Source organism: Halomonas organivorans, assembly GCF_014192055.1.
Classification (GTDB): Bacteria; Pseudomonadota; Gammaproteobacteria; order Pseudomonadales; family Halomonadaceae; genus Halomonas; species Halomonas organivorans.
Genome location: NZ_JACHXM010000017.1, coordinates 48,308 through 73,860, shown reverse-complemented (window position 1 = coordinate 73,860; position 25,553 = coordinate 48,308). Strand labels below are relative to the sequence as shown.

The following is a 25,553-nucleotide window of genomic DNA, read 5'->3' as shown; positions in this document are numbered from 1 at the left end:
TCGGCATCAATGCCGAGGAGGTATCGATGAATCAGATCCTTTCGATCATTACCGGGGGCGGCTCCAAGCGTCACCTGACGGGTAGCCTGGGCATGGCAGTGCATGGATGCGCTGCCCTGGTGGCACTGGCGGTCATCTACACCACGACGTTCGTGTACGTCGATCTCTATGTGATGATGGTGGTGTTCCTGTCGGCCATGCTGGCCCTGCTGTTCATCAACATCGGTCCAGGCCCCCTGGGACGCGAGGATCGTCCCGGCCTGATCGACTGGTGTCTGGTGTTGGCGAGTATTGCCGTAGGCGTGTATTTCCTGGTGGAAAACCAGCGGATCGCCGAGCGAATCACGCTGCTGTTCCCACTCGAGACGCCGGACCTGATCGCGGCCAGCGTGCTGCTCGCGTTGACCATAGAGGCAACCCGGCGGACGGTGGGCTTCGGCCTGACCAGTGTGGTCCTGGTGTTCGTGGTCTATAACCTGTGGGGACACGGCCTGCCGGGGGCGCTTGGGTTTCGGGAAGTCAGCTATAACCACTTCCTGGATATCATGATGTTCACCTCGGATGGCTTGTTTGGCGTGCCGCTGCGCGTCGCGGCGACCTATGCCTTCCTGTTCGTGATGTTCGGGACCTTCCTGTCCAAGGCGGGCGGTGCCGAGTTCTTCTACAACCTGTCGTCGTCGCTCGCCGGGCATCGCACCGGCGGCCCGGCGAAGATTGCCGTCATCTCCTCCGGCCTCTACGGCACCATGTCGGGTAGTCCGACCTCCGACGTGGTCACCACGGGGTCGGTCACCATCCCCATCATGCAGCGACTGGGCTACAGCAAGCCGCTGTCCGGCAGCGTCGAGGTGGCGGCGTCCACGGGCGGGAGCCTCCTGCCGCCGGTGATGGGGTCCGCGGCCTTCATCATGGCGGAATATACCGGCATCGAGTATCGCGATATCGCCATCGCCGGGATCGTCCCTGCCCTGCTCTACTACCTGTGTGTCTATGCCCAGGTGCACCTGCGTTCCCAGAAGCTGGGCCTGCGCGGGCTGTCGAAGGACGAGACGCCGCCGCTGAAGGACACCCTCAAGACGGGGGGGCTGTTCATCGTGCCGCTGGTGGCCCTCTCGGGGGCGCTGCTGATGGGCTATTCGCCGACCTTCGTGGCGGCCATCGCCACCGCGGTGGTGCTGGTGGTCGCGACGGTGCAGCCGTCGACCCGCATGGGCCCCCGGGCCATCTGGGATGCCCTGGCCGTCACCACGCTACGCATGGTGTCGGTGGTGGCCGCGTGCGCGGCGGCGGGGCTGGTGATCGGTGGTATCTCGATGACCGGCCTGGGCGGCAAGTTTGCCGACCTGGTCTACCTGATGGCCGGCAACAGCGCCTTCCTGGCACTGGTCATCTCCGCGGTGCTGGCGATCATCCTGGGCATGGGCATGCCCACGCCGTCGGCCTTCATCCTGGCCGCCGTACTCGTGGGCCCCACGCTGCTGTCGATGGATTTCAGCGCCCTGCAGACCAACATGTTCATCCTCTATTTCGCCGTACTCTCGGCGATGACGCCGCCGGTCGCCGTGGCGGCGTTCGCGGCCTCCGCCATCGCCGATGCCAGCCCGCTGAAGATCGCCATTGGCGCCGTCAAACTGGCCATCACGGCCTTCATCGTGCCGTTCGCGTTCGTCTACGGCGAGGGCCTGCTGATGGTCGGCGGCTGGCAGGCGATCACCGTCTCCTGCGTGACGGCGGTGCTGGGGGTGCTGTTGCTGAGCATTGCGGTCGAGGGCTTCTGGCGCCAGCCACTGTCACGGCTCCCGAGGCTTGGTTTTGGCCTGGCGGGACTGCTCTTCATCACTCCAAGCTGGTGGGCCGTGGTGGCAGCCATGATGGTGGGCATCCTGGCGATCCTCGCCACGCCGCACCTGCGTCCCCATCTGCACAGGAAGCCGGCATGACGCGATGGCACGCCGACCCATAATGCCCAGACCGCGTCATGCCCGCCAATGAGCGGGAAGGAATGGCCCCGGCATCGCCCCAGCGATGTCGGGGTCGTTTCCACTGATGACGCCATCCGAACCACCATGACCATGAGGCAGGAACATGTATCGAATCGATAGCCAAGCACTCGCCGACGCGATCCGCCGCGATGTCACCTCGGCGCTGGAAGAGGACATCGGCAGCGGCGATATCACCGCGCTGCTGGTCGCCGAGGACCAGCGGGGGGAGGCCCGCATCACGGCAAAGGAAGATGCCATCCTCTGTGGGATCGCCTGGGTCGAGGAGGTCTGCCGCCAGGTCGACCCGTCGCTACGGATCGAATGGCGAGTGGCCGACGGCGATCGCGTCGAGCCCGGCCAGACCCTCTGCCAGTTGACGGGCAACGCCCGCTCGTTGCTCAGCGCGGAGCGCACGGCGCTCAATTTCCTCCAGTTGTTCTCGGGGACCGCGACCCGCAGCCGACGCTATGCCGACCTGGTGAGCGGCACCGGCGTGAGCCTGCTGGACACGCGCAAGACCCTTCCGGGGCTTCGCCTGGCCCAGAAGTATGCGGTCGCCTGTGGGGGATGTCACAGTCATCGCATGGGGCTGTATGACGCCTACCTGATCAAGGAGAACCACATCGCCGCCTGCGGCGGCATTGCCCCGGTGGTCGAGTCGGCCCGCCGCCTCGGCCATGACAGGCCCGTCGAGGTGGAAGTCGAGACCCTCGACGAGCTCGGGCAGGCGCTCGAGGCACTCCCCGACATGATCATGCTGGACAACTTCAGCCTCGACGACCTGCGGGAGGCCGTGTCGCTGACCGCGGGGCGCGTCCGGCTCGAGGCCTCCGGAGGCGTCACGGACGCCACGCTGCGCGATATCGCCGCGACCGGCGTCGACTGCATTTCACTGGGGGCCCTGACGAAGGACGTGGCGTCGATCGACCTCTCGATGCGCCTGTCACTGGGCGCATAGCGCCAGGCGTCCGCCGAGAGGTGGTTGTTGCGCGGGAGGGGGAAGGAAAGGTGGCTCACGCCGGCCGTCGCCGGGCGGCGGGGCGCAAGGAGACGCCCGGTGTCATTGGGTACCGGGCATCGACTCAGGAGAGGGTAGCGGCGCGAGCGGCCTGGCGCGCGCGCTGTTTCCACAGCTGCCAGGGGCGTTCCACCTGACCTTCAGTGGTTTCCATCGCCGATCTGGCCTCGCCGGCGGTGAGGTACTCGACGGGGCCGAGTCGCAGGGCATCGGCCTGCAGGCGGGCATTGACCTCGACATAGACCGCCCGATAGACCGCCTGCTTGAGCGAAGGGGCTGTCACGGTGGCGCCGTGCCCCCGCATCAGCACGACATTGTTGTCGCCCAGCGAGTGGGCCAGCGCCTCGCCGAGCGGGGCGTCACGGATCAGCAGGTCCGTGGCGGAGCCGGCCACGTCGCGGATCTCGAAGATCGGCGCTCCCTCGCCGAGGAAGCCGCTCATGTGGCACATTGGGCGAAGGGGCGTCGAGGCGACGGCGCTGAAGGGAACCACCGAGGGCGAGTGGCTGTGCACCACCGCCATGACGTCGGGACGGGCGCGGTAGATCTCGCCATGAATGAAGCGTTCGAGATAGACCTTCCGGCCGTCGGCGTCGGCAGGTGTGCCATCCAGCTCGAATTCGAGGATGTCGTCTCGGGTCACCAGTCCCGGTGCCATGTTGCGTGCCAGGAGAAAGCGCTCGGGAGCCTCCGGATGTCGGACGCTGACGTGGCCGAAGGCGTCGAGGACGCCCTCGTTGAAGAGGATGTGATTGGCATCCACCAGGTCTTCGAGAAGGGCGTGCTTGTCCTGAGTCGTCGCTCGCGAATCGTGGGAACTCATTGCCTGTCCTGTCTTGTCTTGTGATAGGGGAACACGCAACCGGCCCGTTCCGTCACTCGTTGGCGTTGGCCAGGTTGCTGATGATCTTGAGCAGGGTGCGCCGGGTCACCTGAAGGTCATCGTCATCGACGCCTTTTACGGCGATCTCGTTGATCTCCTCGGCCAGGGGGACCAGCGTCTTCTTCAAGTCACGCCCTCTTTGCGTCAAGTAGATGTGGATATTCTTGCGGTTGCCGTTCAGTTGGCGGCGCTCGATCAAGCCGTTGGCTTCCATGGCCTTCAGCGCGGTGAAGGTGGTGGGCTCCATGAGCCCGGCCTCTTCACTGAGCTCTCGCTGGGTCAGCCCCTCGGTGACCCACAGGATTCGCAGGAACGACCAGTGGCCGAAGCTCACCGAGTGCTCCGACAGACGCGTCTGGAGGCTCTTGGTCAGTACGCGCCCGGCGTCCCGGATCAGGTGGGCCAGGCGGTCGTCCGGGACGTCCTCCTGCCAGTGTCGAAGGACGGTCTGGGTTTCCTGATGGTTGCTGCGTGCCATGGTGAGGTCCTCGAAGTCATCGTGATACGACCTCGCCATTGTACTCGATCGATTGCGCCAGACTCACTTGATGGGACAGCGTCACATCACGGCCCAGGTCCGCGGATTCGAGCATGGCGAGGCACACTTCCATGGTGGCCATGCCCCATTCTCCGGAGTGGATGGGGGGCCGGTCGTGGCGCACGGCGGCGATCAGCTCGTCGAGCACCTCGCGTCGCGGTATCCGTGGCCGGGGCAGCGGCTCGCGGTAGCGTCGACCGTCCAGAAACACGTCGATGCCCTGTGGCGTGGGACGCAGGTCGCCCCGCTCGCAGGAGACCACCACGAAGCCGAAATGATTGTGGCTGATGTCGGCCAGGCTGGTATCGGCGAGGGACAGTCCGGCACCGTAGGTGCGGGCATTCTTGACCCTGGCTTCCTCCTCGGCGTCCTGCAGCTGCGCCAGTCGCGCTCGGGCCTGGCCGTATTCCCGGGGATCGCGTGGTTGCCCCAGCTCGCCGCTCCAGCCGCACAGCTCGTCGCTGTCGAAATGGGCGTAGCCGCTGTAGGTCAGGTTGGCGAAGGCGCCGTTTTCGAAGGTCAGCAGGGCCCCATAGGCCCCCTCGGTGGGGCGGGAGGCGTCCCAGCATCCGGTGGCGGCGCGCACGCTCGTGACGGGCGAGCCGCCGAGGAGTCGCACGACGTCGACCTGGTGGGCGGCCTGGCTGAACATCACGCCGCCGCCGCGGGCCGTGTCCAGTTCTTCGGGGCGGCGGGGGCGATACAGGAAGTCGGTGTAATTGAGCGCGCTGATCATACGCACCGCTCCAAAGTCCTGGCTGTCGAGCAGCGCCCGGGTGCGCAGGTAAGGCACATCGAAGCTGTGGCTGTGGCCCACCATCAGCCAGCGGCCGGCCCGGCGCATGGCCTCGATCATGGCCTGGCAGTCCGCCAGGGAGAGCGCCATAGGCTTCTCGACCAGCACGTGCTTGCCATGCCGGGCGGCCATCTCGACGTGCTCGCGGTGATACTGGTGAGGGGTCGCGATGTACACCGCCTCTACCTCGGGATCGGCGCACAGGGCCGAGACCTCGGCATGGGCGGTGGCGGAGAAGTCGGCGACGAATTGCCGGCGCGCCTCCTCACGCGGGTCGGCCGCGGCCACCAGGCGGATGCCGGGGTGCGCCGCGAGGGTGGGCAGCAGCAGCATGAAGCCGCGGCCCAGCCCCGCGATCCCGAGCCTCAAGGGGGAGTCTGTCATGGGCGCTACTCCTGGGGAAAAGGCGGATTCATTCCGGCAGGTCGATCACCAGCTCCTTGGAGCAGGCGCGAGAGACACAGACCATGATGTGGTCGGCCCTCTCGGCGTCGGACAACACCAGGTCGCGATGATCCGCCTCGCCCTCGATCAGCGTTGAGCGACAGGAGCCACAGGTACCGCTTTCGCAGGAATAGGGCACGTGATGGCCGTTTGCCCGCAAGGCTTCGAGAATCGAGACGCCCGCCGGCACCGGGATCGCTTCGCCGGTCGCGTGCAGACGCACCGTGAACGGCGTGTCGTTTTCTGCCGAGGCCTGCTTCTGGGCACCGAAATCCTCAAAGTGCACGCTGGAGGATGACCAGTGGCCGGTCATGTCGCGCACTGCCTCCATCAGCCCGCGCGGGCCGCAGCAGTAGATATGTGCGCCCTTGGGCTGCTCCAGCACCGGCCACAGGTCGTAGGAGTCGTCCGGATCGCCGTGGTCATGATGGATCAACACCTTGCCGCGGAATTCGGGACCGCTTAGCTCCTCGAGGAAGGCGGTCTGTTCCGGCTCGCGGGTCAGGTAGTAAAGCTTGAACGGCTTGCCACCGGTAGAGCGCAGGTGGTGGATCATCGACAGGATCGGGGTGATGCCGATGCCGCCAGCGATGAACACGTAGCGTGCCGGATTGCCTGTCAGCTCGAAGTCGTTGACGGGGGCCGATACCTGCAGGCGATCTCCCACCCGAGTGTCATCCACCAGGCTCTTCGAGCCGCCGGTGCCCGCCTCCTCACGCTTGACCGCGATGACATAGCGTTCTCGCTCTTCGGGATCATTGCACAGCGAGTAGCGGCGCACCTGCCCATTCGGCACCTCGATGTGCAGATGGGCCCCGGGGGTAAATTCGGGCAGTTCGTTGCCTTCCGGGTGGGCGAACTCGAGGCGATAGATGCCCTCGGCGATGGCATCCAGCGCGGTAACCTCTAGCGCGGTCATGGGTACTGCATTGTCAGTGGTCGCCATGGGGGACTCCCTCGTTGTTGTCGTGTCGCCAAATGCTTTTATATCTAAGTATTTTCATGGCACGAATGCAAGGCGCGACGTTGCGACTTTAGTCGTGTGGCCGTGAGGCCTCCCGCGGGCACTCCCGTCCCTGAAACTCAAGCTTGTGGCGCCTGGGTAGCACCCTGACCCTTGCACGACGGCCATGCACGAGAAGCGCCGATGTGACTGTCGCGGGCTGCGAGGAATGGAAAGAAGCGAGCCGGGAGAGGCGTGGTCCTGGTGCACCAGGGGCATGCATCACCCGTTTCGCCGTGGCCTGAGTGGTGCGTCGTCGCTATATGCCGGCTCGCGCGACCGAGCCTTTCCATGGCAAACCCTGCGTTCTGCTCGAGTTGGCCCGCCTCTTGCTTTGTCTTGTTGCCGTCGCCCGCGTCGCGGCGTCTCGTCCCTTCGACAATACGAGGAAGCGACTTATGAATGACATCACCACGCTGACCCTGCTGCCCCAGGATCGCTTGACGCTTGCCAGTGGCCTCGAGAGCCAGGACCTGCAGCGATACCGTCGGCTCTCCAAGGCGTTGGCCACTCGCCATGCCGATATCAGCCGCGTGGTGGCCGACCTCGGTGCCGAGTGCGAACAGCAGCTCGATGCCCTGACCGCGGCCGCCGAGCGCGTGGAACTGGCCGCCTGCGTCACCCGGGACGAGGCGCCGGCGATCCCCTCGGTCGAGGCCATGAGCGTCAGCCAGGCGCTGAAGGAAGCGCTGGACGCGGCCGACGAGGCGAGCCGGCTGTCACGCCTGCTGCTGGACACCAACTCCACCCCGGAACTCGAGACCGCGCTGTTGGCCTTTGCCCGCCACAAGCAGCAGGAATGTCGCCAGCTGCGCGAGTGCCTGACGGTGCACGTGCCGTAACGGGAGGCGGAAAACCAAGACGCCCCCGGCAGGCCGTGCTGCGGCCTGCCGGGGGCGTCTGTCATCGTGGGTGGCGGAGGGTCAGGCGCTGGCCTCGACCGCCACCGCCTGGTCGCCGCGCTTGAGCGCCGCATAGCCCAGCCCGGTGATCAGGCTGCCGGCGAGGATGGCGAGCAGGTACCAGGCCACCGGGGTGATGGCGTTGGGGATCAGCAGCACGAAGATGCCGCCGTGGGGCGCCATCAGCTTGGCGCCGAACAGCATCGACATGGCGCCGGTCACGGCGCCGCCGACGATGCTTGCCGGGATCACCCGCAGCGGGTCCTTGGCGGCGAAGGGGATGGCCCCCTCGGTGATGAAGCACAGGCCCAGTACGAAGGACGCCTTGCCGGCCTCGCGCTCGGGCTCCGAGAACTTCGCACGGGCCACGAAACTGGCGATGCCCATGCCGATCGCCGGCACCATGCCCGCGGCCATGATCGCCGCCATGGGGGCGTAGGTCTCGGAGGCCAGCAGGCCGACGCCGAAGGTGTAGGCGGCCTTGTTCACCGGCCCGCCCATGTCGAAGCACATCATGGCGCCGAGCAGGCCGCCCAGCAGCACGGCGTTGGTCGAGCCCATGTTCTCGAGGAAGCTGGTCAGCCCGGAGAGGATCGCCGCCACCGGCTCGCCGACGATGTAGATCATGGTCAGGCCGGTGATGAGGCTGGCCAGCAGCGGGATGATCAGGATCGGCTTGAGCGACTCGACGCTGGCCGGCAGCTTGACGTAGCGGGTCACCGCCTTGGCCGCGTAGCCCGCCAGGAAGCCCGCCAGGATGCCGCCGATGAAGCCGGCACCGATGTTGGAGGCCAGCATGCCGCCGATCATGCCTGGGGCGATGCCGGGGCGGTCGGCGATGGAGTAGGCGATGTAGCCGGCCAGCACCGGCACCATCAGCGCAAACGCCGTGCCACCGCCGATCTGCATCAGCGCGGCGGGCAGGGTGCCTTCTTCCTTGAAGGCCTCGATGCCGAACACGAACGACAGCGCGATCAGAAGGCCGCCGGCCACCACCATCGGCAGCATGAAGGACACCCCGGTCAGCAGGTGCTTGTAGACGCCCTTTTCCTTGATGCTCTTCTTGGCCTCGCCGCCGCCCGAGGGCGCACTGCCATCTTCCACCGCGGCCTCGGCCAGCGCCGCCTCGATGGTCTGGCGGGACTTCTTCAGCGCGCTGCCGGTGGAGGTACGGTAGATCCGCTTGCCGGCGAAGCGGGTGGGATCGACCTCGATGTCGCAGGCCAGGATCACCACGTCGGCGCCTGCGATCTCTGCGTCGGTGAGCTGGTCCTGGGCGCCCACCGAGCCCTGGGTCTCCACCCGGATCGCATGGCCGAGAGATTTCCCTGCTTCACTGAGGGCTTCCGCGGCCATGAAGGTATGCGCCACCCCGGTGGGGCAGGCGGTCACGGCGACGATACGCTGGCCGCCGGGCGCGGCGTTGGCGGGCTGGACGGCGGGTGCCGCGTCGCCGGGCTCGAAGGCCTCGGCCTCGCCCTCGGCGCGCTCGAGAAAGGCGCCCGGATCCGGCAGCGCCTGGTCGATGGCGGCGCGGAACAGCCGCTTGCCCTTGAAGCGCTGCGGGTCGGGTACGTGGTCGGCGGCGACGATGACGAGATCGGCGGCTTCGATGGCCTCGGCGGAAGCCGGCTGCACCGGCGCGAGCTCGCCGTGCATCTCCACGGTGGTCTGCCAGCCGAGCCGCTCGGCGGCCTGCTCGAGGCGCCGGGCGGCGAGGAAAGTGGTGGCCAGGCCGCTGGGGCAGGCGGTGATGAGGATGGCGTTCATGAAAGGGCTCCCCCGGCGTCGTCACCGGCCAGGCGGTGGACGCGCGTCTGTTGTTGGAGTGACGGGAAATCGGCGGCGCGGGCGTCGCCCACGCCGAGATGACGGACCGCATCGGCGGACAGTGCGGCGGCCAGGCGCAGCGCCTCGTCGGGCGGATGGCCTTCGAGCACGCCGTGCAGCAGCGCGGCCAGCAGGGTGTCGCCGGCACCCACCGTGCTGGCTACCGGCATGGGCGGTGGAACGGCCTGCCAGGCGCCGCGGCCGCCCACCCATAGCACGCCCTCGGCGCCGGCGGAGAGCACCGCCTCCTCGATGCCGGCGGCGTGCAGCCGACGGGCGGCGTCGAGACGAGCGGCGTGGCTGTCGAGCGGCGTGCCGGCCCAGGCGGCGAGCTCGTGCTCGTTGGGCTTGACGGCGGTGGGGCGAGCGTCGATGGCGGCTGCCAGGGCCGCGCCGCTGGTGTCCACCCACACCGGCAGGCCGGCATCGCGCAGCCGCGCGATCAGTTCGGCCAGCGCGCCGGGCGAGACGCCGGGCGGCAGGCTGCCGGCGATCACCACCGCTGCCGGGCGACGGGAGGCATCGGCGGCCAGCTCATCGAGCCAGGCCAGCAGGCGCCCCCAGGCATCGGCGTCGATGGCAGGCCCCGGGCCGTTGATGTCGGTGACCCGGCCGTCGGCCTCGGCGAGCTTGGCGTTGATGCGGGTCTCGCCTGGCACGCGCAGGAAGGCGTCCTCGAGCCCCTGGGCCTCGAAGGCGCGCAGAAAGGGGCCGTCGTTGTCGGCGCCCAGGAAGCCCGAGACGCAGACCTCGTGGCCGAGGGCGGCCAGCACCCGGGCCACGTTGACGCCCTTGCCGGCGGCCTCGAGGTGGGTCTCGCGGGTGCGGTTGACCTCGCCGGGGGCCAGGCGCGAAAGCGACACCGAGAGGTCCAGGGCGGGATTCAGGGTCAGGGTCAGCAGGCGAGCCATCAGCGGGCCTCCAGGGCGTCGCGGACCGCCTCGCCGGTGGCCTGGGCCAGTGCCAGCGCGGCCTGGGCTCGGGCCTCCTCGAGATCGAACTCGCGCAGCCGCGCCTTGACCAGCGGCACCTGGCGGGCACTGACCGAGAGCTCGTCGACGCCGAGGCCGACCAGCACCGGCACCGCGGTGGCGTCGCTGGCCAGCTCGCCGCACACGCCGACCCACTTGCCCTCGGCGTGGGCCGCGGCCACGGTCATCTCGATCAGCTTGAGCACCGCGGGGTGCAGGCCGTCGGCCTGGGCGGAGAGCTCGGGGTGGTCGCGGTCGATGGCCAGGGTGTATTGGGTCAGGTCGTTGGTGCCCACCGAGAAGAAGTCCACCTCGGCGGCCAGCGTCGGCGCCAGCAGGGCACTGGAGGGCACCTCGATCATCACCCCGAGCTGGACGTCGTCGCTGCGCTCGCCGACCGGCAGCTCCTCGAGCAGCCTGTCGAGGATGGCGCGGGCGGCGCGGAACTCGGCCACGTCCTTGACCATCGGCAGCATGATGCGCAGCGGGCGGGCGTCGCGCTTCGGTTCGGTCGAGGGCGCGGCGGCCATCAGCAGCGCGCGGAGCTGGGTCTCGAGCACCTCGGGCTTGGTCAGCGCCAGGCGGATGCCGCGCAGGCCGAGGAAGGGGTTGGTCTCCTGGGGCACCGGCCAGTAGGGCAGCGGCTTGTCGCCGCCCACGTCCAGGGTGCGCGCCACCAGCGGGCGGCCGTCCAGGGCGTCGAGGGCCTCGCGGTACTCGCCGACCTGGGTGTCGAGGTCGGGCAGCTGGGCATGGGCCATGAACAGGAACTCGGTGCGCAGCAGGCCGACGCCCTCGGCGCCGCGCTCCACGGCGTCGGCGGCGTGGGCGGTGTTGCCCAGGTTGGAGGCGACCTCGACGCGATGGCCGTCGCGGGTGCGCGCCTCCTCGAAGCGGGCCTCCCAGGCTTCGGCCTCGCGGCGCCGGCGCTCGGCCAGGCGCTGCTCGGCGGCCTCGCGGCGCTCGGCGGCGGGATTCGGGGTCACGCGGCCGCGCTCGCCGTCGAGGATCAGCTCGGTGCCATTGTCGAGCAGCAGGATGCGCTCGCCGGCGCCGACCACGGCCGGAATGCCCAGCGCTCGGGCCAGGATGGCGCTGTGGGCCGTGGCCCCGCCGCGGGCGGTAAGCAGCCCGCGCACCCGGCTGGTGTCGAGGCGGGCGACGTCGGAGGGGCCGATGTCGTCGGTGACCAGGATGTAGGGGTGGTCCGGCGGGTCGGGCAGCTCGACCCGACACAGGATGCCCAGCACGCGGCGGCCCACGTCGCGCAGGTCGGCGGCGCGCTCGGCGAGCAGCTTGTCGGCCAGACGCTCCTGGGCCTGGGCGGCGGTGTCGATCGCTTCCCACCAGGCGGCCTCGGCGGAGGCGCCCTCGTCGATGCCCTCGCGGGCGGCCTGGTGCAGCTCGGGGTCGCCGAGCATCTCCTCGTGCATCGACAGGATCTGCGAGACCTCGCCGCCGCGGGCCTGGCCGATCAGCGCCTCGAGCTGTTCGCCACCCTCGCGGATGGCCGCTTCCAGGCGACGGCGCTCGGCGGCCGGGTCGGCGGCGCGGGCCGGATAGTCGAAGCTCGGCGTGGTCAGCACGAAGGCCGGGGCGATGGCCAGCCCCGGCGAGGCGGCCACCGCCGGGTGGGCGACATCGTCGGCCAGCGGCTCCAGCGCCGGAGTGTTCTCCGGCTCCGTGGCCACCGGCTCGCGGTACGCGTCGAAGGGCTCGACGTGCTCGCCGAGGCCGTCCGCCACGGCCTGGCAGACCGCGTCCAGCGCGGCCTCGGCGGCGTCGCCCTCGGCGCTGAAGATCAGCTGCTGGCCGCGGCGGGCGCCGAGGTTGATGACCTTGGTCAGGCTGGCTGCCGAGACGGCATCGAAGCCGCCCTCGGCCAGGCGCACGCGCACCGCGGTGTCCTGGGCGCGGGCCACCTGGACCAGCTGCTTGGCCGGGCGGGCATGCAGGCCGTGGGCGTTGAGCACCGTGGCCAGGCGTTGGCTGGCGGCGGCGGACTCGCCGGCCAGCCGTGCCAGCAGGGCGTCGGCGTCGAGTCGATGCAGGGCCTCGGGGGCGTCGCCGTCGAGCAGGGCGAGGATCCGCTCGAGCAGGCCGCGGTGGGCCTGGCCCTGGGCGGCCAGGCAGAACACGCCCTGTATGGGGGAGCCGTCGGCCTCCAGGGCCTCGGCCGGGGTCGCCAGGGCCAGCGCCGGCACCTCGACGCCGCGGTCGCTGGCCACCAGCCACAGGCCGCGGCCTAGTGATCGCGGCGATGCCTCGGCCACGGCAGCGACGAAGGCGGCGTCGACGCACTCGGCCTGGCGCAGTCGAGCGGCGCCGGCCAGCGCCAGCTCACGGTGATCGCGAGCGGGGAAGCCCAGGCACAGGGTGTCGGCGTCCAGCCGCGCCTCGACCACCGCCTTCGACAGCAGCTCGGCGATCTCGGCGGCTTGCTCGGCGCCGGCCAGGCGCTCGGCGATGCCGTCCTGGTCCAGCACGTGGGTCAGCTGGCGCAGGATATCCAGGTGCTCGTCGCTCTGGGCGGCGATGGTCACCAGCACGTGGACGCGCTGGCCGTCGTGCCACTCGATGCCCTCGGGAAACTGCAGCACTCGCACGCCGGTGGCACGCACGTGTTCGCGGCTCTCCGGGGTGCCGTGGGGGATGGCGATGGCGTTGCCGAGGAAGGTCGAGGACTGGGCTTCCCGGGCGTGGAGGCCGTCGCGGTATTCGGGAGCGACCAGCCCGGCGGCATGCAGCGATTCGGCGGCCTGGTCCAGCGCGGCGCGCCAGTGCTCGGCCCGGCAGCCGAGCAGGACGTCTTCCTGGCGTAGCGTCAACATGAGTGTCTCCGGTTCGTCGAGGTGCGACGCCGGGCCGTTCCGTGGTTCCCGAGGCGTTGCAGCGTCTTGTGTATGCAAGGTGAATCGTGTCACCTTCAATACGGTGAATGCTGGATCGCTTCACCCCGCTTGGCAAGGTCGATCGTCTACGACTTTGGCAGGGGGCGTCAGGGGGCGGTCCGGCGTAGAATGCTTCCCAACAGTCTAGGGGGAGTCCATGACGCTCGCGGAAATCGCTCGTCTGGCCGGGGTCTCGCGCACCACGGCCAGCTACGTCATCAACGGCCAGGCCGAGAAACGGCGGATCAGCCAGGAAACCGTCGACAAGGTGATGGCGGTGGTGGACCGCCATCGCTATCGGGTCGATCCCCAGGCGGCCGCTCTGCGGCGCGGCTCCAGCCGCACCCTGGGGCTGATCGTGCCCGACCTGGAGAACGTGACCTATGCGCGGCTGGCCAAGCGGCTGGAGCGCGGCGCACGGGAGGCCGGCTACCAACTGCTGATTGCCGGCTCCGACGACCGCCCCGAGGTGGAGCGCGACCTGGCGCTGGCGCTGCGGGCGAGGCGCTGCGAGGTGCTGATCACCGCCAGCAGCCTGCCCATGGACGATCCCTTCTACGCCGAGCTGCAGGCCGAGGGCTTGCCGGTGGTGGCCGTCGACCGGGGGTTCGATGCCGAGCACTTCGCCAGCGTGGTCAGCAACGACGCCGAGGCCGCCGAACGCCTGGGCGCCTCGGTGCTGGAGGATGGGGTGTCACGCGTGGTGTGGCTCGATGCGGTGCCTTGGCTGTCGATCACCCAGGAACGGCGTGCTGGTTTCCAGCGCGCCCTCGCGGGACGCGACGTGCCGTCGCTGTCGCTGGCCGGCGAGCGCTACGACCGCGCCGAGGGCGCGCGGCTGATGCGCCGCGTGCTCGACGAGCATGGCCTGCCGGATGCGCTGGTTACCGCCTCCTACTCGCTGTTCGACGGCGTGCTCGACACCCTGCTCGAGGCCGGCGGGCTGCCGGATTCGCTGCGCTTGGCGACCTTCGGTGACAGCCGGCTGCTGGAGTTCCTGCCGCTGGCGGTCAATTCCGCGGTTCAGGACCACGATCGCATGGCCGAGGCGGCGTTGGACAGCGCGCTGGTCGCCGCCCGGGGCGAGCAGCGGCTGGGTCGCGAGGTCATCCCGCGGCTGATGCGCTGGCGTGCCGGGGCGGCTCAAGGCGTCGCGGCCTCCTGACACGGGGGCATTGTGCCGGCGCGGCAGGCTTGCGATGATTTTGCCGATCACCGCCATGCAGGAAGTGCCGAGTCGTGGACAAGTTCGAGGTAAAGCTGGATCAGGCCGCGCGAGCCGCCTGGCTGTCGTACGTCGGCGGTCGCACCCAGGATGAGATCGCCGCCCAGTTGGGTGTCTCGCGTCCCGGGGTGCAGCGGCTGCTGGCGCTGGCCCGCCAGGAGGGCCTGGTCAAGGTCCGCGTCGACCACCCGATCGCCAACTGCATGGCCCTGGCCGAAGCGATCCGCGACCGCTTCGGCCTGGAATTCTGTGACGTGGCACCCGCCGATGCCGGGACCTCGGACAGCGAAGCTCGTTACCTGGCGGTCGCCGCCGCCGAGCGTCTCTCCCGCTACCTCGATCGCAGCGAACCGCTGACGCTCTCGCTGGGCACCGGCCGCTCGGTGCGGGCGACGGTGGAGGCGCTCAGCCGCATCGACCGTCCCCAGCATCGCTTCGTCTCCCTGGTCGGCAACGTGGCCCGCGACGGCTCGGCCAACCGCTATGACGGCGTGATGATCCTGGCCGACAAGACCGGCGGTGAGCGTTTCCTGCTTCCGGCACCGGTGGTCGCCGGCTCGGTGTCGGAGAAGGAGGCGCTGCGCGAGCAGACGCTGTTCCGGGCCATTACCGAGGTGGCCCGGCAGGCCGAGGCGGCCTTCGTGGGGGTAGGGCGGATCGATCGCCAGGCGACCCTGTTCCAGGATCACTTCATCAGTGAGGCCGAACTCGACGAGCTGATCTCCGGCGGCGCCGTCGGCGAGCTGCTGGGCTGGCCGATGAATGCCCAGGGGGAACTGGTCGACTGCTCCACCAGCCGGCGGGTTACCAGCCTGCCGCTGGAGATGTTCCTCGAGCAGACCCTGGTGGCGCTGGCCGGCGGACGCGACAAGGGGCCTGCCATTCTCGCCGCGCTGCGCGGCGGCTGGCTCAAGGGCCTGGTCACCGACGAGCACGCCGCCCGCTTCATCGTCGACACCGAGATGGCGGCTCGCGAGAGCGCCTGATCCGCAGGCGCCCGCCCACCATGTGCCTGCCGTCTCGTCGGTAGGACCGTTCTGCGATATACCCGAAAGTCTAACTCCCATGGCTTTGCTTTTTTTGGGGTGGTGTTCGATCATTTGATCGAAAGATGAGTAGATTGATCAAGTCAGCGACACGCCTTCGACAACAACACAACATCCTCCCACCAAGGAGCACACCATGAAGCTGTCCCGTGCGATCCCCCTCGTCGGCCTGGCCGCGGCCGGTGCCACCGCCGCCCAGGCCGAGACCATCACCGTGGCCACCGTCAACAACAACGACATGGTGATCATGCAGAGCCTGACCGACGCCTTCGAGCAGTCCCATCCGGACATCAGCCTGGACTGGGTGGTGCTCGAGGAGAACGTGCTGCGCCAGCGCCTGACCACCGACATCGCCACCGGCGGCGGCCAGTTCGACGTGATGACCATCGGGACCTACGAGGTGCCCATCTGGGCCGAGCGCGACTGGCTGGCACCGCTCGACGACTTGCCTGCCGACTACCGGGTCGACGATCTGCTGAAGTCGGTGCGCGACGGCTTGAGCGACGACGACGGCACCCTGCATGCGCTGCCGTTCTATGCCGAGAGCTCGATGCTCTATTACCGCAAGGATCTGTTCGACGACGCCGGCATCGAGATGCCCGAGCAGCCGACCTGGGAGCAGGTCCGCGACTGGGCCGGCCAGCTGCACGACCCCGACAACGAGACCTACGGCATCTGCCTGCGTGGCAAGCCGGGCTGGGGCGAGAACATGGCCTTCGTCTCGACCCTGGTTAACACCTTCGGCGGGCGCTGGTTCGACATGGACTGGCAGCCGCAGATCGACTCCCCTGCATGGCAGGAAGCGATCGGCTTCTACGTCGACCTGCTGAACGACTATGGCCCGCCCGGCGCCAGTTCCAACGGCTTCAACGAGAACCTGGCGCTGTTCTCCCGCGGCAACTGCGCCATGTGGGTCGACGCCACCTCGGCGGCAGGCAAGCTCTACAACCCGGATGAATCGACGGTGGCCGACCAGCTCGGCTTCGCCCCGGCGCCGGTCGCGAAGACGCCCAAGGGCTCGCACTGGCTGTGGTCCTGGGCGCTGGCCATTCCGGCCTCGTCCGACTCGAAGGACGCGGCCCGCGAGTTCATTGCCTGGGCGACCTCGCAGGAGTATGTCGACCTGGTCGGCGAGCGAGAAGGCTGGACCAGCGTGCCCCCGGGTACCCGCGTCTCCACCTACGAGAATCCCAACTACCAGGAAGCTGCGCCCTTCGCCGACTTCGTGCTGAACGCCATCCAGGGCGCCGACCCGAAGGACTCGACCCTGGAGCCCAATCCCTACGTCGGCGTGCAGTTCGTGGGCATCCCCGAGTTCCAGTCGATCGGCACCCAGGTCGGCCAGATGGTGGCCTCGGCGCTGACCGGCGAGACCTCGGTCGAGCAGGCCCTGCAGGCCGCCCAGCGCGCCACCCAGCGCACCATGGAACGTGCCGGCTACTTCGATTGAGCCGTCCGGTCCGGCCGGGGCAGGGCCTCGGCCGGCCGCTCTCCACCTTCCACCTCCCATGGGTCAGATCATGAACAAGACACGATCCTCCGGACGCACGGTCGGAGGGCTGCGTACCCTCTCGCTCCAGGCGCCGGCCGTCTCCCTGCTGTTTCTGTGGATGATAGTACCGCTGGCGATGACCGTGTGGTTCTCGCTGCAGCGCTACAACCTGCTGATGCCCGGCATGACCGGCTTCGCCGGGCTGGAAAACTACGAGTACCTGTTCACCGACCCGGCGCTGTGGTCGGCCATCGGCACCACCCTGCTGCTGGTCGGGTGGGTGCTGGCGATCACCGTGGTCGGCGGTACCCTGCTGGCGGTGCTGTTCCAGCAGGAGTTCCTGGGCCGCGGCATCGCTCGGGTGCTGGCTATCTCGCCGTTCTTCGTCATGCCCACGGTCAGCGCCTTGATCTGGAAGAACATGATGATGCATCCGGCCAACGGCGTTCTGGCCTGGCTGGCCGAGTCGCTGGGCCTGCCGGCGCTGGACTGGTTCTCGTCGCTGCCGCTGACCTCGATCATCATCATCGTCGCCTGGCAGTGGCTGCCCTTCGCGCTGCTGATCCTGCTCACCGCCATGCAGTCGCTGGACGACGACCAGGTCGAGGCGGCACGCATGGACGGCGCCGGGCCCATCGCGATCTTCTTCTTCATCACCCTGCCGCACCTCAAGCGCGCGATCAGCGTGGTGATCATGATCGAGATGATCTTCCTGCTGACCATCTTCGCCGAGATCTTCGTCACCACCTCGGGCGGCCCGGGCCTGGCCACCACCAATCTGGCTTACCTGATCTACATCCGCGCGCTGCTCGACTTCGACGTGGGCATGGCCTCCGCCGGCGGCGTGGTGGCGATCGTGCTGGCCAATATCGTCGCCGTCTTCCTGGTCCGCATGGTGGCCAGGAACCTGGAAAGCTGATTCGGGAGAGTCGCCATGACCACCGCAAGAACCAAATCGATGAGCGCCGCCGGCAGTGTGCCGAAGGCGACGCCCAGCCCCCTGTTCGCGGCGCTGTCTAGCCGGCGCCTGTGGCTGACCGTACTCGGCTGGACGGTTGCCGGGGTGATCTTCTTTCCGATCTTCTGGATGGTACTGACCGGCTTCAAGACCGAGGCCGAGGCCGTCGCCGATCCCAGCCTGGTCTTCTCGCCGACCCTGGACAGCTATGCCGAGGTCCAGAGTCGCGCCAACTACTTCCACTTCGCGCTGAACAGCGTGGTGGTGTCCTTCGGTTCGACCCTGCTGGCGCTGCTGATCGCCATTCCCTCGGCCTATGCCATGGCCTTCCTGCCCACCAAGCGCACCAAGGGCACGCTGCTGTGGATGCTGTCCACCAAGATGCTGCCGCCGGTGGGGGTGCTGGTGCCGATCTACCTGCTGTTCCGCGACGTCGGCCTGCTCGATACCCGTACCGGGCTGACCATCGTCTACACGCTGATGAACCTGCCGATCGTGGTGTGGATGCTCTACACCTTCTTCAAGGACCTGCCCAAGGACATCCTCGAGGCGGGCCGCATGGACGGCGCCGGCACCCTGCAGGAGGTGTGGTTTCTGCTGCTGCCGCTGACCCTGCCGGGCATCGCGTCCACCGGCCTGCTGGCGGTGATCCTGAGCTGGAACGAGGCCTTCTGGAGTCTCAACCTGACCTCCTCCCAGGCCGCCCCGCTGACCGCCTACATCGCCTCCTTCTCGAGCCCCGAGGGCCTGTTCTGGGCCAAGCTCTCTGCCGCCTCGACCATGGCCATCGCACCAATCCTGGTCTTTGGCTGGCTCACACAAAAACAAATGGTCCGTGGCCTCACCTTCGGTGCCGTGAAATGAATGCCCGACGCTGCCGAAACGCTGGTCTTTGGCTGGCGCTCTCGCCCAGCCCGGAAACAAATGGTCCGTGGCCTGACCTTCGGCGCCGTCAAATAACGAGGATTCCCTGATGTCCACGCTTCAACTCAAGCAGATCACCAAGAGCTTCGGCGAGACCGACGTCATCAAGGGCGTCGACCTCGAGGTCAACGACCGCGAGTTCGTGGTCTTCGTCGGCCCCTCGGGCTGTGGCAAGTCGACCCTGATGCGCATGATCGCCGGGCTCGAGAGTGCCACCTCGGGTGACATCGTCATCGACGGGCAACGCATCAACGAGGTGGGACCCGCCGACCGCGGCCTGGCCATGGTGTTCCAGAGCTACGCGCTCTACCCGCACATGACCGTCGAGGACAACATGGGCTTCAGCCTGCGCCTCGCCGGGGTGCCCAAGGCCGAGCGCCGCGAGAAGGTCCTCGAGGCCGCCCGGATCCTGCAGCTCGAGCCGCTGCTCGACCGCAAGCCCAAGGCGCTGTCCGGCGGCCAGCGCCAGCGCGTGGCGATCGGCCGCGCCATCGTGCGCAACCCGAGCATCTTCCTGTTCGACGAGCCGCTCTCCAACCTCGACGCGGCGCTGCGCGTGCAGATGCGTATCGAGCTGGCGCGCCTCCACGAGGAGCTCGACGCCACCATGATCTACGTCACCCACGACCAGATCGAGGCCATGACCATGGCCGACAAGATCGTGGTGCTGCAGGGCGGGGTGGTCGAGCAGGTGGGCTCGCCGATGGAGCTCTATCACCATCCCCGCAACCGCTTCGTGGCCGGCTTCATCGGCTCGCCGAAGATGAACTTCCTGCCCGTGGAGGTCACCGAGGCCGGCGCCGAGGGCGTCAGCGTGCGCCTGCCCGGCGGGGACGTCACCCGGGTGCCGGTGGCGGGCCAGGACCAGGCCGCGGGCACGGCCCTCGAGCTGGGGATCCGGCCGGAGCACCTGGTGCTCGATGACCAGGGCCCGTTGTCCGGCGAGATCCAGGTCCTCGAGCGCCTGGGCGGCCAGACCTCGCTCTATGTGCGCATGGGCGAGCAGACGGTGACCATCATGGCCGACGGCGATGTCGCCCACCGGGTCCACGATACGCTGCGCTTCGGCTTCGAACCCGGGCGCGCCCACCTGTTCGACGCCGACGGCCTGGCCCTGCCGAGCCTCGAGGCGCATCCCCTGGCCAGCCTGAAGCGCCAGGACAACCGCATGGCCTCGAGCGCCGACAGCGAATGAGGGGCATGCCAATGGACACCCTGATCTTCGACTGCGACGGCGTGCTCGTCGACAGCGAGACCATCGCCGAGGCCACGCTGGTCCAGCGGCTCGCCGAATGGCTGCCGGATCTCGAGGTCGAGAGGCTGCTGGCCCAGGCACTGGGCATGACCACCGCTGACATCCTCGCTCACCTCGAGGGCCTGAGTGCCCATCGCCTTCCGCCCGAGGCCCTGGGCCGCCTCGACGACGAGATCGAGGCGCGTCTGGCCGACGAACTGCGCGCCATCGATGGCGTGGCCGGGGCCATCGCGGCGCTGGACCTGCCGATGGCGGTGGTCTCCAACAGCCGCCGCCAGCGCGTGCTGGCGTCGCTGGCGACTACCGGGCTCGCGGCGCGGCTGGGCGAGGCGCCGATCTTCACCGCCGACCAGGTAGAGAAGCCCAAGCCGGATCCGGCGGTCTATCGCCACGCCGCGGCACGCCTGGGGCGTACCCCGGATGACTGCCTGGCGGTCGAGGACAGCGTCTCCGGCGTTACCGCCGCCCACCGCGCCGGCATGACGGTGATCGGCTTCATCGGCGCCAGCCACGTGCCGCCAGGCCAGGCCGAGCGCCTGCGCGAGGCGGGGGCCTGGCGAGTGATGTCGCACATGGACGAACTGGCCGCGCTGGTGGCGCAGTGGCAACGGGCGCGCCGGGCGGCCGCGGGCCGATGAGCCGATACCACCTTCCATCGAGGACGACAGCATGAAACTTCACGACAGAGTCGCCGTGATCACCGGCGGCGCACGGGGCATCGGCCTGGCCATCGCCGAACGCTATCTCGCCGAGGGTGCCCGGGTGGTGGTGGCCGACATCGACGCGGCGGCCATCGACGAGGCCGTGACCGCCCTCGGCGGCGGCGAGCGCGTCGCGGGCATCCGCCTGGACGTCTGCGACCGCGCCTCCATCGACGCCATGGTCGCGGAGACCGTCCGGCGCTTCGGCGGCATCGACATCCTGGTCAACAACGCTGCGGTGTTCGACATGGCCCCGGTGCTCGAGGTCAGCGAAGACAGCTACGACAGGCAGTTCGCGGTCAACGTCAAGGGGGCCTTCTTCACCCTGCAGGCGGTGGCCCGGGCGATGGTCGAGCGCGACCGGGGCGGCAAGATCATCAATATGGCTTCCCAGGCCGGCCGACGCGGCGAGCCGCTGGTCAGCATGTATTGCGCCTCCAAGGCGGCGGTGATCAGCCTGACCCAGTCCTGCGGCCTGGCGCTCATCGAGCACGGCATCAACGTCAACGGCATCGCCCCGGGGGTGGTCGACACCCCGATGTGGGACGAGGTCGATGCGCTGTTCGCCCGCTACGAGGGTCGCCCCCTTGGCGAGAAGAAGCGCCTGGTGGGGGAGGCGGTGCCTTATGGCCGCATGGGCCGGCCGGAGGATCACGCCGGCGCCGCGGTGTTCCTGGCCAGCGACGACAGCGATTACGTAGTGGCGCAGACGCTTAATGTCGACGGTGGCAACTGGATGAGCTGACAGCTTGGTTTCGACGCAGACCAGTGTGAAGTCGCTGCACGACCAAACGCGACATGGTGGTGTTGCATGGTGGGAGTTCAGCTTCGCTGAACGATTGGCGCCGTCAGGCGCCCTGTCAGAGAGGGGCGTGCCTGACAGCCGGGTTGCCGGGCCGTGAGCGCCCACGATGGCATTCACGGCGAGGTGCGAAGACATGATGGATTGACCAGGCGTGAACAACGATGAATCCGAATATCCATGAGGTGGCAGAGCGGGTGCTGGAGGCGGCGGGGGAGCGCCGGCGCTTCATCGTCGCCCTGGCGGGCCCGCCGGCCGCCGGCAAGTCGTTCCTCTCGGGCTGGCTGTGCCGCGAGCTCAACGCCCGCGAGCCCGGCAGCGCCGCGGTGGTGCCGATGGACGGCTACCACTACGACAACGCCGTGCTCGAGCCCCGGGGGCTGGTGCCCGTCAAGGGCGCGCCGGAGACCTTCGACTGCGACGGGCTCAGGCACGACCTGGAGCGCATCCGCCGCGCCGATCGCCCCGTCGCCGTGCCGGTCTTCGACCGGCCGCTGGACCTGGCCCGGGCCGGCGGGCGGCTGATCACCCCCGAGCATCGCCTGGTGATCGTCGAGGGCAACTACCTGCTGCTCGACGAGGGGCCCTGGCCGGCGCTGCGGCCGCTGTTCGACATGACGCTGTTCCTCGATGTGCCCGACGAATTGCTCGAGGCGCGCCTGATCCAGCGCTGGCGGGAGATGGGGCAGGATCCGGCCGGCGCCATCGAGCGCGCTCGCCACAAGGACATGCTCAACGCCCGCCTGATCAAGGCCGCCTCGGTGGCCGCCGACCTGCACTGGGCTGCCGACGACTGAATGCCGCTCACCCTCACTTTCGATTTGACCGCGATACGCGGCAGGAGACGTCCCATGACCCGACTCGCCACCGCCAATCTAGACCGGCTGGATGCCCGGGTATCCACGCCGGCCTTTGACCGCGCCGCCGTGAGTGCCGGCATCGTCCACTTCGGGGTAGGCGGCTTCCACCGCGCCCACCAGGCGGTGACCCTCGACGACCTGATGAACCGCGGCCAGGCGCTGGACTGGGGCATCGTCGGCGTCGGGGTGATGCCCGGCGACCGGCGCATGCAGGAAGCGCTGGCCTCCCAGGATCACCTCTACACCCTGGTGGTCAAGCATCCCGACGGCCACTACGAGCCGCGGGTAATCGGCTCGATCATCGACTACCGATACGCGCCGGACGACCCCGAGGCGGTGATCGAGCTGATGGCCGACCCGGCGATCCGCATCGTCTCGCTGACGGTCACCGAGGGCGGCTACAACTTTCATCCGGTAACGGGCGAGTTCGATCTCGACAACCCCGACGTGCGGCACGACCTGGCCGAGCCGGCTACATCGCGCACCAGCTTCGGGCTGATCACCGAGGCGCTGGCGCGGCGTCGCCAGCGCGGCCTCGCGCCCTTCACGGTGATGTCCTGCGACAACATCCAGGGCAACGGTGAGGTGGCGCACCGCATGTTCACCGCCTTCGCCCGTGCCCGCGACGCCGAGCTCGCCGCCTGGATCGAGGCCGAGGTGCCATTCCCCAACTCCATGGTCGATCGCATCACCCCGGTGACCACCGGCGAGGACATCGAGGAACTGGCCTCGCGCTTCGGCGTCGAGGACGCCTGGCCGGTGGTCTGCGAGCCCTTTACCCAGTGGGTGCTCGAGGATCGCTTCGTCGCCGGGCGTCCCGCCTTCGAGGAGGTCGGGGTGCAGGTGGTCGAGGACGTCGAGCCCTATGAGCTGATGAAGCTGCGCCTGCTCAACGCCAGCCACCAGGCGCTGTGCTACTTCGGCTACCTGGCCGGCTACCGCTATGCCCACGAGGCCAGCGCCGACCCGCTGTTCGTCGACTTCCTGCTCGGCTACATGACGCACGAGGCGACGCCGACCCTGGCGCCGCTGCCCGGGGTCGATCTCGATGCCTACCGCCGCACCCTGATCGAGCGCTTCGCCAACCCCGAGGTCAAGGACACCCTGGCCAGGCTGTGCGCCGAGAGCTCGGATCGGATTCCCAAGTGGCTGCTGCCGGTGATTCGCGAGCAGCTCGCCCGCGGCGGCGAGCTGCACCGCGCCGCGGCGGTGGTGGCCAGTTGGGCGCGCTACGCCGAGGGCGTCGACGAGGCGGGCGAGCCGATCGAGGTCGTCGATCGCCTCAAGGACGAGCTGATGTCGCTTGCCGGCCGGCAGCATGACGTCCCCACCGCCTTCATCGACAATCGCGAGCTGTTCGGCGACCTGGCGGACGAGGAGCGCTTCCGCGAGGCCTACCTGTGGGCGCTGGAGAGCCTGCATCGTGACGGCGCACGCGCTACGCTGGAGGCGCTGATCGAACGAGAGGACTCATGATGTACATCGGCGTGGACTGCGGGACCCAGAGCACCAAGGTGGTGGTGGTCGACATCGACGGCGGCCGAATCCTCGGCGAGGCGAGCCGGCCCCACCGGCTGGAAGCAGGGGAGGGCGGGCGCCGCGAGCAGGCGCCCGCCGACTGGATCGAGGCCTTTCGCGGTGCCTTGCATGACGCCGTGGCGCGCGCCGGCATCGAGCCCCAAGCGATCCGTGCCATCGGCGTCTCCGGCCAGCAGCACGGGCTGGTGGCCCTGGACGCCGCCGGCGAGCCGGTGCACCCGGCCAAGCTGTGGTGCGACACCGAGACTGCGGACCACAACGCCGCCCTGGTCGAGCGCCTGGGCGGCGAGGCCGGCTGCCTCGACAGGCTGGGGCTGGTGCTGCAGACCGGCTACACCGCCTCCAAGCTGGCCTGGCTGCGCGACGCCCGGCCCGAGGCCTATCGGCGCATCGCCACCCTGCTGCTGCCCCACGACTACCTCAACTTCTGGCTCACCGGCGAGCGGGTCGCCGAGGCCGGCGACGCCTCGGGCACCGGCTACTTCGATACCCGCGCGCGCCGCTGGCGCGAGGACGTGCTGGCCGAGATCGCCCCGGAGCTCGACCCGGAGCGCGTGCTGCCGCGGCTGATTGGCTCCCGCGAGCCGGCCGGCACGCTGCGGCCGGCGCTGGCTCGCGAGCTGGGGCTGGCCGAGGGCGTGGTGGTCTCGAGCGGGGGCGGCGACAACATGCTGGGCGCCATCGGCACCGGCAACATTCGCCCCGGACTGGTGACCCTGAGCCTCGGCACTTCGGGCACGGTGTGCGCCTACTCCCCCGAGCCGGCGGTCGCCGACGATGCCCAGGTCGCCAACTTCTGCGCCAGCCACGGCGGCTGGCTGCCGCTGATCTGCACCATGAACGTGACCTCGGCGACCACCCGGGTGCGCGAGCTGTTCGGCCTCGACCTGGCGGCCTTCGGCGAGCGGCTGGCCGCCGCGCCGATCGGCGCCGAGGGCGTCACGGTGCTGCCGTTCTTCAACGGCGAGCGGGTCCCGCCGCTGCCCCAGGCCTCGGGCAGCTTCCTGGGCCTGACCGACGTCAACGCTACCCAGGCCAACCTGTGTCGCGCGGTGGTCGAGGGCGCGACCTTCGGCCTGCGTTATGGCCTCGAACGGCTCGGCGGGCTGGCCCGGGACGCCAGCGAGATTCGCCTGATCGGCGGCGGGGCGAAGAGCGCGGTGTGGCGGCAGATGGTCGCCGACATCCTCGGCACCCCGGTGATCTGCCCCGCGGTCACCGATGCCGCGGCGCTGGGTGCGGCGATCCAGGCGGCCTGGTGCGAGGGCGGCGCCGATGCCTCGCTGGACGCGCTCTGCGCCCGGCTGGTGCACCTCGACGAGAGCTCCCGGGCGGCGCCCGACGCCGAGCGCGTCGCGGCCTACGAAGCGGTCTATGCGCGCTATCGTCGGGCGCTGGCCGAGCATCATGGCGTGATGGCCTGATCCCGGAATCGTCCGGGCCCATCGCCCCTGGGCCCGGACACGACGACGCCCGATGACGGAAACCGTCAT

The 25,553-nt window shown here is 69.0% G+C and carries 21 protein-coding genes; 14 read left to right on the top strand and 7 right to left on the bottom strand.

Annotated features, from left to right (window positions below; translation table 11 throughout):
* The first annotated feature begins 26 nt into the window (after positions 1 to 26).
* Complete coding sequence (locus FHR96_RS14995; protein ID WP_183388500.1) at positions 27 to 1,940, top strand: TRAP transporter permease; 1,914 nt, start codon at positions 27 to 29, stop codon at positions 1,938 to 1,940.
* Positions 1,941 to 2,085: 145 nt separating this feature from the next.
* Positions 2,086 to 2,940: a carboxylating nicotinate-nucleotide diphosphorylase gene (gene nadC, locus FHR96_RS14990; protein WP_183388499.1), complete on the top strand. Its 855-nt coding sequence runs from the start codon at positions 2,086 to 2,088 to the stop codon at positions 2,938 to 2,940.
* Positions 2,941 to 3,064: 124 nt separating this feature from the next.
* Here the strand turns inward: nadC and FHR96_RS14985 are convergent, their stop codons facing one another.
* The 4 genes from FHR96_RS14985 to FHR96_RS14970 are packed head-to-tail and all read right to left on the bottom strand — an operon-like array spanning position 3,065 to position 6,607.
* Complete coding sequence (locus FHR96_RS14985) at positions 3,065 to 3,823, bottom strand: class II aldolase/adducin family protein (RefSeq protein WP_183388498.1); 759 nt, start codon at positions 3,821 to 3,823, stop codon at positions 3,065 to 3,067.
* 52 nt (positions 3,824 to 3,875) lie between these two features.
* Complete coding sequence (locus FHR96_RS14980) at positions 3,876 to 4,361, bottom strand: MarR family winged helix-turn-helix transcriptional regulator (protein WP_183388497.1); 486 nt, start codon at positions 4,359 to 4,361, stop codon at positions 3,876 to 3,878.
* Between the two features lie 16 nt (positions 4,362 to 4,377).
* Positions 4,378 to 5,601 carry a Gfo/Idh/MocA family oxidoreductase gene (locus FHR96_RS14975; RefSeq protein ID WP_183388496.1) on the bottom strand — a complete coding sequence of 408 codons (1,224 nt, stop codon included), beginning with the start codon at positions 5,599 to 5,601 and terminating at the stop codon, positions 4,378 to 4,380.
* A 28-nt stretch (positions 5,602 to 5,629) separates the two neighbouring features.
* Positions 5,630 to 6,607 carry a PDR/VanB family oxidoreductase gene (locus FHR96_RS14970; protein WP_183388495.1) on the bottom strand — a complete coding sequence of 326 codons (978 nt, stop codon included), beginning with the start codon at positions 6,605 to 6,607 and terminating at the stop codon, positions 5,630 to 5,632.
* Positions 6,608 to 7,062: 455 nt separating this feature from the next.
* Here FHR96_RS14970 and FHR96_RS14965 point away from each other — a divergent pair, with 455 nt between their 5' ends.
* Entirely contained in the window at positions 7,063 to 7,506 is a 444-nt protein-coding gene (locus FHR96_RS14965; RefSeq protein WP_183388494.1) for a hypothetical protein, read from the top strand.
* An 81-nt stretch (positions 7,507 to 7,587) separates the two neighbouring features.
* Here FHR96_RS14965 and FHR96_RS14960 read toward each other — a convergent pair whose 3' ends face one another.
* From FHR96_RS14960 to ptsP, 3 genes are read right to left on the bottom strand one after another with little or no spacing between them, the layout of a single operon-like run.
* Positions 7,588 to 9,336 (bottom strand): PTS fructose-like transporter subunit IIB, encoded by a 1,749-nt coding sequence (locus tag FHR96_RS14960; protein ID WP_183388493.1) that lies wholly within the window; start codon positions 9,334 to 9,336, stop codon positions 7,588 to 7,590.
* On the bottom strand, positions 9,333 to 10,307 hold the full coding sequence (gene pfkB, locus FHR96_RS14955) for a 1-phosphofructokinase (protein WP_183388492.1): 975 nt from the start codon (positions 10,305 to 10,307) through the stop codon (positions 9,333 to 9,335). Before pfkB ends, FHR96_RS14960 begins: the two co-directional genes overlap by 4 nt.
* The gene (gene ptsP, locus FHR96_RS14950; protein ID WP_183388491.1) at positions 10,307 to 13,198 is read right to left on the bottom strand and encodes a phosphoenolpyruvate--protein phosphotransferase; all 2,892 of its coding nucleotides are present in this window, start codon (positions 13,196 to 13,198) and stop codon (positions 10,307 to 10,309) included. Before ptsP ends, pfkB begins: the two co-directional genes overlap by 1 nt.
* A gap of 217 nt (positions 13,199 to 13,415) precedes the next feature.
* On the opposite strand from ptsP, the gene cra reads away from it, so the two are divergent.
* The 11 genes from cra to xylB all read left to right on the top strand — a co-directional run bounded on the left by cra (position 13,416) and on the right by xylB (position 25,484).
* Positions 13,416 to 14,423, top strand: coding sequence for a catabolite repressor/activator (gene cra / locus FHR96_RS14945; protein WP_183388490.1), 1,008 nt, complete (start codon positions 13,416 to 13,418; stop codon positions 14,421 to 14,423).
* A gap of 74 nt (positions 14,424 to 14,497) precedes the next feature.
* Positions 14,498 to 15,469 (top strand): sugar-binding domain-containing protein, encoded by a 972-nt coding sequence (locus tag FHR96_RS14940; protein ID WP_183388489.1) that lies wholly within the window; start codon positions 14,498 to 14,500, stop codon positions 15,467 to 15,469.
* 196 nt (positions 15,470 to 15,665) lie between these two features.
* On the top strand, positions 15,666 to 16,979 hold the full coding sequence (locus FHR96_RS14935) for an ABC transporter substrate-binding protein (protein ID WP_183388488.1): 1,314 nt from the start codon (positions 15,666 to 15,668) through the stop codon (positions 16,977 to 16,979).
* A gap of 70 nt (positions 16,980 to 17,049) precedes the next feature.
* Positions 17,050 to 17,940: a carbohydrate ABC transporter permease gene (locus FHR96_RS14930; protein ID WP_183388487.1), complete on the top strand. Its 891-nt coding sequence runs from the start codon at positions 17,050 to 17,052 to the stop codon at positions 17,938 to 17,940.
* A gap of 39 nt (positions 17,941 to 17,979) precedes the next feature.
* Positions 17,980 to 18,843: a carbohydrate ABC transporter permease gene (locus tag FHR96_RS14925; protein ID WP_183388519.1), complete on the top strand. Its 864-nt coding sequence runs from the start codon at positions 17,980 to 17,982 to the stop codon at positions 18,841 to 18,843.
* Between the two features lie 109 nt (positions 18,844 to 18,952).
* Complete coding sequence (locus FHR96_RS14920; protein WP_183388486.1) at positions 18,953 to 20,098, top strand: ABC transporter ATP-binding protein; 1,146 nt, start codon at positions 18,953 to 18,955, stop codon at positions 20,096 to 20,098.
* An 11-nt stretch (positions 20,099 to 20,109) separates the two neighbouring features.
* Positions 20,110 to 20,796 (top strand): HAD family hydrolase, encoded by a 687-nt coding sequence (locus tag FHR96_RS14915; protein WP_183388518.1) that lies wholly within the window; start codon positions 20,110 to 20,112, stop codon positions 20,794 to 20,796.
* A gap of 31 nt (positions 20,797 to 20,827) precedes the next feature.
* Positions 20,828 to 21,604: an L-iditol 2-dehydrogenase gene (locus FHR96_RS14910; protein ID WP_183388485.1), complete on the top strand. Its 777-nt coding sequence runs from the start codon at positions 20,828 to 20,830 to the stop codon at positions 21,602 to 21,604.
* A 221-nt stretch (positions 21,605 to 21,825) separates the two neighbouring features.
* Positions 21,826 to 22,458: a nucleoside triphosphate hydrolase gene (locus FHR96_RS14905; RefSeq protein WP_183388484.1), complete on the top strand. Its 633-nt coding sequence runs from the start codon at positions 21,826 to 21,828 to the stop codon at positions 22,456 to 22,458.
* Between the two features lie 54 nt (positions 22,459 to 22,512).
* The gene (locus FHR96_RS14900) at positions 22,513 to 23,997 is read left to right on the top strand and encodes a mannitol dehydrogenase family protein (RefSeq protein ID WP_183388483.1); all 1,485 of its coding nucleotides are present in this window, start codon (positions 22,513 to 22,515) and stop codon (positions 23,995 to 23,997) included.
* Positions 23,997 to 25,484 (top strand): xylulokinase, encoded by a 1,488-nt coding sequence (gene xylB / locus FHR96_RS14895; RefSeq protein ID WP_183388517.1) that lies wholly within the window; start codon positions 23,997 to 23,999, stop codon positions 25,482 to 25,484. Before FHR96_RS14900 ends, xylB begins: the two co-directional genes overlap by 1 nt.
* Positions 25,485 to 25,553: the final 69 nt, after the last annotated feature.

Coding starts and splice junctions, on each gene's coding strand:
- ptsP (WP_183388491.1), bottom strand. CDS start 13,198: ATGTTGACGCTACGCCAGGAAGACGTCCTGCTCGGCTGCCGGGCCGAG.
- pfkB (WP_183388492.1), bottom strand. CDS start 10,307: ATGGCTCGCCTGCTGACCCTGACCCTGAATCCCGCCCTGGACCTCTCG.
- FHR96_RS14985 (WP_183388498.1), bottom strand. CDS start 3,823: ATGAGTTCCCACGATTCGCGAGCGACGACTCAGGACAAGCACGCCCTT.
- FHR96_RS14980 (WP_183388497.1), bottom strand. CDS start 4,361: ATGGCACGCAGCAACCATCAGGAAACCCAGACCGTCCTTCGACACTGG.
- FHR96_RS14970 (WP_183388495.1), bottom strand. CDS start 6,607: ATGGCGACCACTGACAATGCAGTACCCATGACCGCGCTAGAGGTTACC.
- FHR96_RS14995 (WP_183388500.1), top strand. CDS start 27: ATGAATCAGATCCTTTCGATCATTACCGGGGGCGGCTCCAAGCGTCAC.
- FHR96_RS14960 (WP_183388493.1), bottom strand. CDS start 9,336: ATGAACGCCATCCTCATCACCGCCTGCCCCAGCGGCCTGGCCACCACT.
- FHR96_RS14910 (WP_183388485.1), top strand. CDS start 20,828: ATGAAACTTCACGACAGAGTCGCCGTGATCACCGGCGGCGCACGGGGC.
- FHR96_RS14920 (WP_183388486.1), top strand. CDS start 18,953: ATGTCCACGCTTCAACTCAAGCAGATCACCAAGAGCTTCGGCGAGACC.
- FHR96_RS14975 (WP_183388496.1), bottom strand. CDS start 5,601: ATGACAGACTCCCCCTTGAGGCTCGGGATCGCGGGGCTGGGCCGCGGC.
- cra (WP_183388490.1), top strand. CDS start 13,416: ATGACGCTCGCGGAAATCGCTCGTCTGGCCGGGGTCTCGCGCACCACG.
- FHR96_RS14915 (WP_183388518.1), top strand. CDS start 20,110: ATGGACACCCTGATCTTCGACTGCGACGGCGTGCTCGTCGACAGCGAG.
- FHR96_RS14935 (WP_183388488.1), top strand. CDS start 15,666: ATGAAGCTGTCCCGTGCGATCCCCCTCGTCGGCCTGGCCGCGGCCGGT.
- FHR96_RS14900 (WP_183388483.1), top strand. CDS start 22,513: ATGACCCGACTCGCCACCGCCAATCTAGACCGGCTGGATGCCCGGGTA.
- xylB (WP_183388517.1), top strand. CDS start 23,997: ATGTACATCGGCGTGGACTGCGGGACCCAGAGCACCAAGGTGGTGGTG.
- FHR96_RS14925 (WP_183388519.1), top strand. CDS start 17,980: ATGAGCGCCGCCGGCAGTGTGCCGAAGGCGACGCCCAGCCCCCTGTTC.
- FHR96_RS14905 (WP_183388484.1), top strand. CDS start 21,826: ATGAATCCGAATATCCATGAGGTGGCAGAGCGGGTGCTGGAGGCGGCG.
- FHR96_RS14965 (WP_183388494.1), top strand. CDS start 7,063: ATGAATGACATCACCACGCTGACCCTGCTGCCCCAGGATCGCTTGACG.
- nadC (WP_183388499.1), top strand. CDS start 2,086: ATGTATCGAATCGATAGCCAAGCACTCGCCGACGCGATCCGCCGCGAT.
- FHR96_RS14930 (WP_183388487.1), top strand. CDS start 17,050: ATGAACAAGACACGATCCTCCGGACGCACGGTCGGAGGGCTGCGTACC.